Source organism: Actinomyces sp. oral taxon 849 str. F0330, assembly GCF_000239715.1.
Classification (GTDB): Bacteria; Actinomycetota; Actinomycetes; order Actinomycetales; family Actinomycetaceae; genus Actinomyces; species Actinomyces johnsonii.
Genome location: NZ_JH470363.1, coordinates 1 through 9,696 on the forward strand (window position 1 = coordinate 1; position 9,696 = coordinate 9,696).

Consider the following 9,696-nt stretch of genomic DNA (forward strand, 5'->3'; position numbering starts at 1 on the left):
GGCCCCGGCGGCGACAGGGCGACCACCGGCGAACGGATCATCGACCGGATCGAGTGGGCCGACATCGCGCGTATCGCGGTAGTGGGGCTGGCGTCCCTGGGCGTGTGGGCCGCGAGCGCTGCCGGCGCTCCCAGCCGGCTGGTGGCCGTCGCCGGGACGGCGGCCCTGGCGGTGGGGTGCTGGCCGCTCGTCGTCGAAGCGGCCGGCGAGCTGCGCGAGCGGCGCATGAGCATGGAATTGTCGATGCTGCTGGCCATCGTGGCCGCCGCCGTGATCGGCGAGTGGGTGACGGCCCTGGCCGTGACCGTTTTCGCCCTGTGCGCCGAGGTCCTCGAGGATCTGTCGATGGACCGGGGCCGTGACGCCCTGACCGACCTCATGTCCTTCCTGCCGCAGACCGCTCGGGTGGTGACCGGCCCGCAGGGCACCGAGACCTCGGAGGTGCCCTTGGACGAGGTGCGCCCGGGACAGGTCATCGCCCTGAGCCCCGGAGGCCGGGTGCCGGTCGACGGCGTCGTGCGCACCGGCCGGGCCGACGTCGACCAGTCCCGGATCACCGGGGAGTCGCTGCCCGTACAGGTCGGGCCGGGAGACCGGGTCCCGGCCGGGTCGATCACGCGCGGAGCCCTGGAACTTCAGGTCGAACGGGTCGGCGAGGACTCCTCCTACGGGCGGATCGTGGCGGCGGTGCGCCGCGCCCAGTCCTCGCGAGCGCCGGTCCAGCGCCTGGCCGACCGCCTGGCGGCCCGCATCGTCTACCTGGCGCTGGCGGCGGCCCTCGTCACCTTCCTGGCGACCCGGGACGCGCGCGCCACGATCTCGGTGATCATCGTGGCCGGGGCCTGCGGGGTGGCCGCGGGCACACCCCTGGCGGTTCTGGCCGCGATCGCCCGGGCTGCCCGCTGCGGGGCTTTTGTCAAGGACGGCACCCACCTGGAGAGGCTCTCCGCGGTGGACACGGTGGTGCTGGACAAGACCGGGACCCTCACCGCGGGCGCGCCCCGCGTCGTCGCCGTCAGCCTCGCGCAACCCGCTGGGGAGCCCACCGCCGATCCCATGGCGGAGTCCACTGCGGAGTCCACGGCGGCACCCGCTGCGGGCGAGGACGAGGTCCTGGCCCTGGCGGCCGCGGCGGAGTGGAACTCCGAGCACCCGATCGGCCGGGCCATCTGCACCGAGGCCGCCGTGCGCGACCTGACGGTGCCGGTGCCCGACGACGTCATCTACTCCCCCGGCGCCGGGGTGAGCGCCCGCGTCAAGGAGCGCTGGATCACCGTGGGGCGCCGGGAGGGGCGGGAGCACCGAGCGGGTCAGGCGGTCCAGGAGACCGCCAGCGCCGCCGACACCGCCGACGACGCCGCTATCGTCTCCGATACCGCCTCCGACCCGGAGGCGCCGTCGGCCACCTCGGTGGTGGAGGTCAGGGCAGATGGCCGGCTCCTGGGCACCATCGCCCTGGCCGACCGGCTGCGCCAGGGGGCGGCCAGCGCGGTGCGAGACCTGGGCGGCATGGGCCTGGAGGTCCTCATGCTCACCGGCGACTCGGCCGCCTCCGCGACCCACGTGGCCCACGCGCTCGGCCTGGCGCCCGATCAGGTGCGCGCCGGGCTCCTGCCTGCTGACAAAGAAGAGGTCATCCGCGCTCGGCGCCGGGAGGGAAGGTGCGTGGCCATGGTGGGCGACGGCGTCAACGACGCCCCGGCGCTGAGCGCCGCCGATGTCGGCATCGCCATGGGCACCGGAACGGACGTGGCCCGCGAGGCCGGGGACGTGGTGCTCGTGGGCTCCGACCCGGCCGATCTGGTCGAGACCGTGCGGGTGGCCCGCCGGGCCCGGAGCATCATCATGGTGAACTTCGCGGGCACGGTCGTGGTCGACGTCGCCGGCATGATCGCCGCCGGGCTCGGACTGCTGGGACCGGTGGCCGCGGCGCTCGTGCACGTCGTCTCCGAATCCGCCTTCATCCTCAACTCGGCGCGCCTGGTTCCCCGCCCGGCCCGCAGGCGCTGAGCCGGCTCTCCGCCCGCCGCGATCCCGCCGGGGTCGGAGCGCCCGGGCACCGCCCACGCCTCAGAGCACAGGAATTTAGCGCACGACCTCGGACGCAATAACGCGCCGGGATTCTTCTGACGACGTCGGTCGTGGCCGACTCCTCCTCCACTTTCACCCGGAAGCGTGCACGGAAGCAGTAACCTACCGCACCAGATGGTGCACAAGTCACCATGTCCGTGGCATGATCGTTAGGCCTTAGTACCCAGGAAGCAGCACCGCGGCTGCCTGCCCGGCACCGTCCGCGACCTGGCCGACCTCATCAGTACTCACAGTGGAGTAGCCATGACGCCAGCCGTCCAGTCAGCCTTGGCGGGCCTGCCCGCCGCCTTCACGCCGTCGACCACCGCCGTGGGCGGCAACGTCTACCTCACCGCCGCGGTGGGCCTGCTGCCGCTGGTGGTGTTCTTCGTCCTCATGGGTGTGTTCAAGGTGGCCACCCACTGGTGCGCGATCATCTCCCTGGTGGTCGCGGCGCTCACCGCCGTGGCCCTGTTCCACATGCCGGTGGGCATGACGGTCATGAGCGCCACCCAGGGCATGGCCATGGGTTTCGTCCCGATCGTCTACATCATCATTGCGGCCGTGTGGCTCTACAACCTCACCGACGTCTCGGGCCGTTCGACGGACCTGCGGGCCGTGTTCAATGCGATCGGCAAGGGCGATATGCGCGCTCAGGCCCTCATCGTGGCCTTCTCCTTCTGCGGTCTGCTCGAGGGGCTGGCGGGTTTCGGCGCCCCGGTGGCGATCGCCGCCGCCATGGTGGCGACCCTGGGGCTGCCCAAGCTCAAGGCTGCCGTCGTCGTCATGGTCGGCAACGCCATCAACGTGGGCTTCGGCGCCATGGCCATCCCCACGACCACCGCTGGAAAGCTCGGCGGTGAGGACCCGGTGACGGTCGCCACCGCCATGGGGCACCTGACCTGGGTGTTCTGCGCCTTCATCCCGCTGATCCTGCTGTTCATCCTCGACGGGATGCGCGGCGTCAAGCAGCTGTGGCCGCTGGCCATCGTGGCGGGACTGGCCACCGGGGTGGGCCATTTCTTCACCCCTTCGATCTCGTATGAACTCACCGCCGTGCTGGCCTCCCTACTGGGCCTAGCGGCCTCCTACATCTTCCTGCTGGTGTGGAGTCCCAAGACACCCGAAGAGTTCCGCTCCCACGTGGCCGCCGACGACGCCCCCGACCGCGAGCGCGTCGTCCTGGCCCTGCTGCCCTACATCCTGGTGGTCGTCATCATCGCGGCGACCAAGCTGTGGACCCTGGGGGTCAACCTCGACAAGGTCTTCAAGGCCACCGACCTGCCCATGAAGTGGCCCGGGGTTTACGGCCAGCTCCTGACCTCCAAGGGGGAGCCCGCCAAGAGCGCCATCTACACGCTCCAGACCCTGTCCAACCCGGGCACCTGGATCTTCCTGACCGCCATCATCGTCACCCTCGTCTACGCGGCGCGCTCGGTGCCCGGCAAGTTCGAGATGAGCGTGGGCAAGGGCCTGGCCACCCTGGCCAAGACCTGCTACACGCTGCGCATGGCGATCCTGACGATCGCGGCCGTCATGGCCCTGGCCTACGTCATGAACTTCTCCGGGCAGACCTCGGCGATCGGCGCGGCCCTGGCGGCCACGGGCGCCGCCTACGCCTTCCTCTCCCCGGTCCTGGGCTGGGTGGGCACCGCCGTGGCCGGCTCGGCGACCAGCGCGGGCGCCCTGTTCGCCAACCTGCAGGCCACCGCCGCCCAAGGGGCCGGGCTCGACCCGAAGATCCTGCTGGCCGCCAACACGATCGGCGGGGGCCTGGGCAAGATCGTCTCCCCGCAGAACCTGGCCATCGCCTCGACCGCGGTGGACGCCCCCGGCACGGACGCCGAGATCCTCAAGAAGGCGGCGCCCTACTCCATCGGGCTGCTGGTGGTGCTGGGCGCGCTCGTGCTCCTGGCCTCCCAGGTGGGGCTGGGTATCTGAGGCTGCCGAACGTTCACCCCCGCTACTGCGCACCGCGCCCCCGGAACCTTCGCGATTCCGGGGGCGCGGGCGTGCATTCGGGCTCCGACGTCGGATCGGGGACGTACGTCTCGATCGAGAACTGCGATCTCCCGCAAGCGACTGCTCCCCGACACCTGCAATCTGCAGGAAAACGCAGTCCTCGCGGCAAAAGTACGTTCTCGACGGCGGCTGCGGTGGCGAAAGCAAGGTGATTCTGCTGGGATGAGACCGAAGGAGGCTGCCGTGACAGCTCATGCTCCCCTGGCCGCAGGACGCAGGCACACCGTCGGGCGCCTCCCCGACGGTCGAGTGGTCGCCGTCGGAGCAGATTCCGCCGGAGAGTGCCGTGTGTCGCAGTGGCGGGACGTGGTCGCCGTGGCGGCCGGCAATGTTCACGCGGCCAGCAACACCGGGCGCTCTCACACACTGGGGCTCCGCAGCGACGGAACGGTTCTGGCATGCGGATGGAACGCGCAGGGTCAGTGCAACGTCCAGGACTGGCATGGTGTCGTCGCCGTTGCCGCAGGATGGAGATTCAGTACGGGACTGCGGGGCGACGGGACGCTGGTGACAACCGGCCGCGACACCGAGGGGCAGCGGCAGGTCGACCGCTGGAGCGAGATCACGGATATCAGCTGCGGCGACTGGCACACGGTGGCCATTCGTGCCGACGGAAGCGTCTGCGCTGCGGGCAGCAACGCCGCGGGCCAGTGCGAGGTGCACGACTGGCACCGAGTGCGCGCGGTCTCCGCGGGGTACCTCCACACCATTGGCCTGCTGGAGAACGGCGCTGTTCGCGCGGCCGGACGCCCGGAGTTCTGGGCCGGGATCGAGCACTGGACCGACATCATCGCCGTGGCGGCGGGCAGCCACCACAGCGTCGGACTCAGGGCCGATGGGACCGTCGTCGCAGTAGGCAGGTCGGAGGCCGGTCAGTGCGATGTGGGCCGGTGGCGCGACATCGTGGCCATTGCGGCGGGCGCGGCCCACACCGTGGGGCTCCGCACCGACGGCGGCGTCGTCGCCACCGGCAGCAACAGCCACGGACAGCTCGAGGTCGGGGCCTGGTCCCTCGCCTGAGCCCGGCACGGTCCACTGACGTCGCGGGCAGTTCTACGTGAGGCGCCGAGCCTCCTTCCCAGCTCCTCTCCTCCCCGGCCAGGACACTGCACGTGTTCCGGGGGAAGGAGCCGAAGGGAGGCGCCCCCAATCATGCCAGCCGGCACTGACATCCTGAGCTCGGCCCTACCGCAGTTGTGGGCCGCGTAGCTGCACATTCCCTCTGGGTCTCGTGCGTCTCACGCAGTCGCCGACGTCCTCGCGGGCATCGCAGGTCTCACAGGCCTCGCAGGATCAGGCCCAGCCCCGAGCGCAGCTGGCCGATCACCTCGTCGGTCTCCGTTGGCGGGGCGTTGAGCAGGTCGAGGGTCAGCCCGTTGACGACGGCGGTCACCAGGCGCGCTCCCTCGGCGGGTGGCAGGTCCGCGCGCATACGACCGGCCTTCCGAGCGTCGGCCAGAACACCCTCGACCCAGGTACGCATGACCTGGAGCGCCTCCCAGTACGGATCGGCCAGCCAGGGCCTGGTGGATGCGGCGGCTCCGAAGGCGACCCAGGCAGCCGCGTCCTCGCGCTGCACGCCCCCGGTCGGCAGAAGCTCGGCAAGAGCCCTCACCAAAGTCTCCGGCTGCGCGGGGTCGACCTCATGAGAGGCCACACGGCCAGCCTGGCGCTGGACGGAGCGGACGAGGGCGTCGGTCAGCAGAGTTCGCCGGCTCGGCGAGCGGTACTGAACGGTGCCCGGGGCGACGCCGAGCCGGGCGGCCACGCTGCGAACACTGACCCGGTCGAAGCCCTCCTCGGCGATGATCGCGATGGTGGCGTCAGCGGTCATGCTCGCCGCCGGTGACATCAGGGTATAGAGGACCGATCGCTGGTCCGTTTCCTGGTCCATGACACCACCCTCCGTGGTTTTCCGTCTCCGTGCCTTCGCAGGCGCCCTCCACCATCGTTACTTCCACCGACTTCTCGGGCGCTCAATAGCGGTTGCCTCACCAGACTATCCCCCATACGATCGTACGAGAATCGTCATACGGTCGTACGACAACAGTCGGTCAACGAGCGAGGTGCCCCATGGAACACGCCGCCACACTCGCAGGACTCGCCCTGCTGGACTCCACCAGCCTGGGCACACTGGCCATCCCGATCGCGCTCGTCGTGCGCAGCCATCGCGTGGACCGCAGGCCGATGGCCATCTACCTGACCACCGTGTGCCTGGTGTATCTCGGCCTCGGGATCGCCCTGGTGGCCGGCTTCGACCTCATCAGCTCCAACGCGGCACGCCTGGCCCGAACCGGGACGGCACAGTGGGCGACCCTCGTCATCGGTGTGGTGCTGGCGGGTTTCGGCATCCTCAGCCCTGACCCGGCCAAGCCCGAACCCGGAACAGACTCTTTGGGAAGCCGGCCCACTCCCGCCTCGGCCAGGGCGATGGTCGTTCTGGGACTGGGAGCCTCGCTCGCCGAAGCCGCCACCATGGTTCCCTACATCGCGGCGACCGGGATCATTGCCTCCTCACCAGAGGGTTGGCCGGTACGGATCGTCACCTTGATCCTGTACTGCCTGGTCATGATCGCCCCCGCCCTCGTCCTGCTCATCCTGGCCGATACGCTGGGGCAGCGCTTTCTACCCAAGCTGGCAAGAATAGCCCCCAGGCTGGAGTACGAGGCTAAGGTCACCCTCCTGTGGATCGCAGCGATCCTCGGTCTCCACCTCGCCTGGCGTAGCGCAGGCGCCCTGGGCCTGTTGGGTTAGCTGCACCGATCGGGGACGTACTTCTGAGCCGAGGACTGCCATCTCCCACCGGCGACTGCTCCCCGGCACCCGCATTCTGGCGGTAAACGCAGCCCTCGCCGCAAAGGTACGTCCTCGCGGCAAAAGTACGTTCTCGACGACGCCGGCCGCGCTCCCGCCAGAGCCTCCCCGAGACCCGCCACGGATAAGGGCAGTGATGCATGACGCAATCCGCGTCTAGGACTTACCTCCCACACGCCGCAAACACCCCCTGATCAACCCACCCCCGACGCACACAGATCTGCACCATCTCGCCGGAAAACCTACCCCGGAGAACGAGACCGACCGGCCAGGAGACCAACGTCGTCAGATGATCCCCACCGTCGGCCCGTAGCCTGAGACACAGACGAGGCCGCAACAGACCCCGCCCTTATACAGGCAGTCCGGGTCGGTCCTCGTGAAGACACTGTCACCTACGACGTCGTGGAGGCATATCGTGCGAATCGCCCTTTTCGCCACCTGTCTTGCGGACACCATGTTCCCGCAGGCAGCGCAGGCAACCGTCACCATCCTGGAGCGGCTCGGCCACCAGGTCTGCTTCCCCGAGGGACAGGTCTGCTGCGGCCAGATGCACGCCAACACCGGCTACTTCAAGCAGGCCGCCAAGATCACCCGCAACCACGTGGATACCTTCTCCCCCGTGCTCGACGGCGAGTGGGACGCCATCGTCATCCCCTCGGGCTCGTGCACCGGCGCCGCCCGCCACGAGCAGGGCCTCGTGGCCGAGCACGTGGGCGACACGGCACTGGCCAAGAGGGTCGAGCAGATCGCCGCCCACACCTACGACCTCACCGAGCTGCTCGTCGACGTCCTGGGCACCGAGGACGTGGGCGCCTACTTCCCCCACACGGTCACCTACCACCCCACCTGCCACTCGATGCGGATCGCCAAGGTGGGCGACCGCCCCTACCGCCTCCTCAAGGCCGTCGAGGCCCTCACCCTCATCGACCTGCCCGACGCCGAGGTCTGCTGCGGTTTCGGCGGCACCTTCTCCATGAAGAACTCCGAGACCTCCACCGCGATGCTCGCCGACAAGATGAGCAACGTGATGTCCACGCGCGCCGAGGTCCTGTGCGCCGGCGACTACTCCTGCCTCATGCACATCGGCGGCGGCCTGTCGCGCGTCAACTCCGGGGTGCGCATCATGCACCTGGCCGAGATCCTGGCCTCCACTAAGGACGTGCCCTTCGAGGGCAACATCTCCTTCGCCCCCAGGCACGTCCAGCACACCGAGAACTCCCAACACGCACAGGCGGTGGCACGATGACACAGGTATTCCTGGGCATGCCCCACACGGGCGGCTGGCGCACCGACGTCGAGCAGCCCGAGAACACGCTGCGGTGGGGGCACACCTTCCCCGAGGGCGCACACAAGACGCTGGCCAACACCCAGATGCGCCGCAACCTGGGCCACGCCACCCGCACCATCCGCACCAAGCGCGCCCAGCGCGTGGCGGAGATGCCCGACTGGCAGGACCTGCGCGACGCCGCCGAGGCCGTCAAGTTCGAGGTGGCCTCGCGCCTGCCCGAGCTGCTAGAGCAGTTCGAGGCCAATGTGACCGCGCGCGGCGGCATCGTCCACTGGGCGCGCGACGCCGCCGAGGCCAACCGGATCATCGCCGGCATCATCGCCTCCAAGGGGGTCGACGACGTCGTCAAGGTCAAGTCGATGGCCACCCAGGAGACGAACCTCAACGAGTACCTGGCCGACCGGGGCATCACGGCCCACGAGACGGACCTGGCCGAGATGATCGTCCAGCTCGCCGACGACATGCCCTCGCACATCGTGGTGCCCGCCATCCACCGCAACCGCTCCGAGGTGCGCGGCATCTTCCTGGACCGCATGGACGATGCCCCCGAGGATCTCTCCGACGACCCGCAGGAGCTCACGGCCGCGGCCCGCTCCCACTTGCGCAACAAGTTCCTGCACGCCTCCGTGGCCGTCTCCGGCACGAATATGGGCGTGGCCGAGACCGGCACGGTCTCCATCTTCGAATCCGAGGGCAACGGGCGCATGTGCCTGACTCTGCCGGACACGCTCATCACCCTCATGGGCATCGAGAAACTGGTGCCCCGTTTCCAGGATGTGGAGATCTTCTCCCAGCTCCTGCCGCGCTCGGCGACCGGCGAGCGCATGAACCCCTATACCTCCATGTGGACCGGCGTCACCGAGGGCGATGGCCCCAAGGAGTTCCACCTGGTGCTCATGGACAACGGGCGTACTAAGACCCTGGCCGACCCGGTGGGCCGCCAGGCCCTGGCCTGCATCCGCTGCGGGTCGTGCATGAACATCTGCCCGGTCTACCAGCACACCGGCGGGCACGCCTACGGCTCGGTCTACCCCGGCCCGATCGGCTCGATCCTGACCCCCCAGCTCACCCAGGGCCTGGCCGACGACGACCCGGTCCACACCCTGCCCTTCGCCTCTTCCCTGTGCGGGGCCTGCGGCGAGGTGTGCCCGGTCAAGATCGACATCCCCACGATCCTCATCCACCTGCGGGCCCGCTCGGTGGACGTCAAGCGCCGCGCGGTGCCGGACGTGTGGGACGTGGCGATGAACGTCTCGGCGCCGGTGATGTCGAAGAGCTCGCTGTGGGCGGCGGCCTCGGAGACGGTCAAGGCCTCGGCGCTGCTGGGCGGCAAGGACGGCAAGATCGGGGCCCTGCCCTTCCCCGCCTCCCTGTGGACCGGGGCGCGCGACCTTCCGGTGGCGCCCTCGGAAACCTTCCGCCAGTGGTGGCGGCGCACCCACCCCGATGGCGAGACCCCGGTGAGCGGGGCCGCCGGCTCCAGGGCCGACCGCGGCCACGAC

7 protein-coding genes are annotated in these 9,696 nt (G+C 69.7%); 6 read left to right on the top strand and 1 reads right to left on the bottom strand.

From position 1 onward, the window contains the following. From HMPREF0975_RS13555 to HMPREF0975_RS13565, 3 genes are all read left to right on the top strand, one after another. The coding region (locus tag HMPREF0975_RS13555; protein ID WP_009234779.1) for a heavy metal translocating P-type ATPase at nt 1-2,010 on the top strand (2,010 nt) is incomplete at its 5' end. Between the two features lie 324 nt (nt 2,011-2,334). Then, the gene (locus HMPREF0975_RS13560) at nt 2,335-4,011 is read left to right on the top strand and encodes an L-lactate permease (RefSeq protein WP_009234780.1); all 1,677 of its coding nucleotides are present in this window, start codon (nt 2,335-2,337) and stop codon (nt 4,009-4,011) included. Nucleotides 4,012-4,275: 264 nt separating this feature from the next. Continuing rightward, nucleotides 4,276-5,112 carry an RCC1 domain-containing protein gene (locus HMPREF0975_RS13565; RefSeq protein ID WP_009234781.1) on the top strand — a complete coding sequence of 279 codons (837 nt, stop codon included), beginning with the start codon at nt 4,276-4,278 and terminating at the stop codon, nt 5,110-5,112. A 256-nt stretch (nt 5,113-5,368) separates the two neighbouring features. Here the strand turns inward: HMPREF0975_RS13565 and HMPREF0975_RS13570 are convergent, their stop codons facing one another. Continuing rightward, the gene (locus tag HMPREF0975_RS13570) at nt 5,369-5,986 is read right to left on the bottom strand and encodes a TetR/AcrR family transcriptional regulator (RefSeq protein ID WP_009234782.1); all 618 of its coding nucleotides are present in this window, start codon (nt 5,984-5,986) and stop codon (nt 5,369-5,371) included. Between the two features lie 179 nt (nt 5,987-6,165). Here HMPREF0975_RS13570 and HMPREF0975_RS13575 point away from each other — a divergent pair, with 179 nt between their 5' ends. The 3 genes from HMPREF0975_RS13575 to HMPREF0975_RS13585 all read left to right on the top strand — a co-directional run. Next, complete coding sequence (locus HMPREF0975_RS13575) at nt 6,166-6,846, top strand: GAP family protein (RefSeq protein WP_009234783.1); 681 nt, start codon at nt 6,166-6,168, stop codon at nt 6,844-6,846. A gap of 475 nt (nt 6,847-7,321) precedes the next feature. Continuing rightward, nucleotides 7,322-8,152 (top strand): (Fe-S)-binding protein, encoded by an 831-nt coding sequence (locus tag HMPREF0975_RS13580; RefSeq protein WP_009234784.1) that lies wholly within the window; start codon nt 7,322-7,324, stop codon nt 8,150-8,152. Next, a partial coding sequence (locus HMPREF0975_RS13585; RefSeq protein WP_009234785.1) for a LutB/LldF family L-lactate oxidation iron-sulfur protein occupies nt 8,149-9,696 on the top strand: 1,548 nt, incomplete at its 3' end. The genes HMPREF0975_RS13580 and HMPREF0975_RS13585, both read left to right, overlap by 4 nt.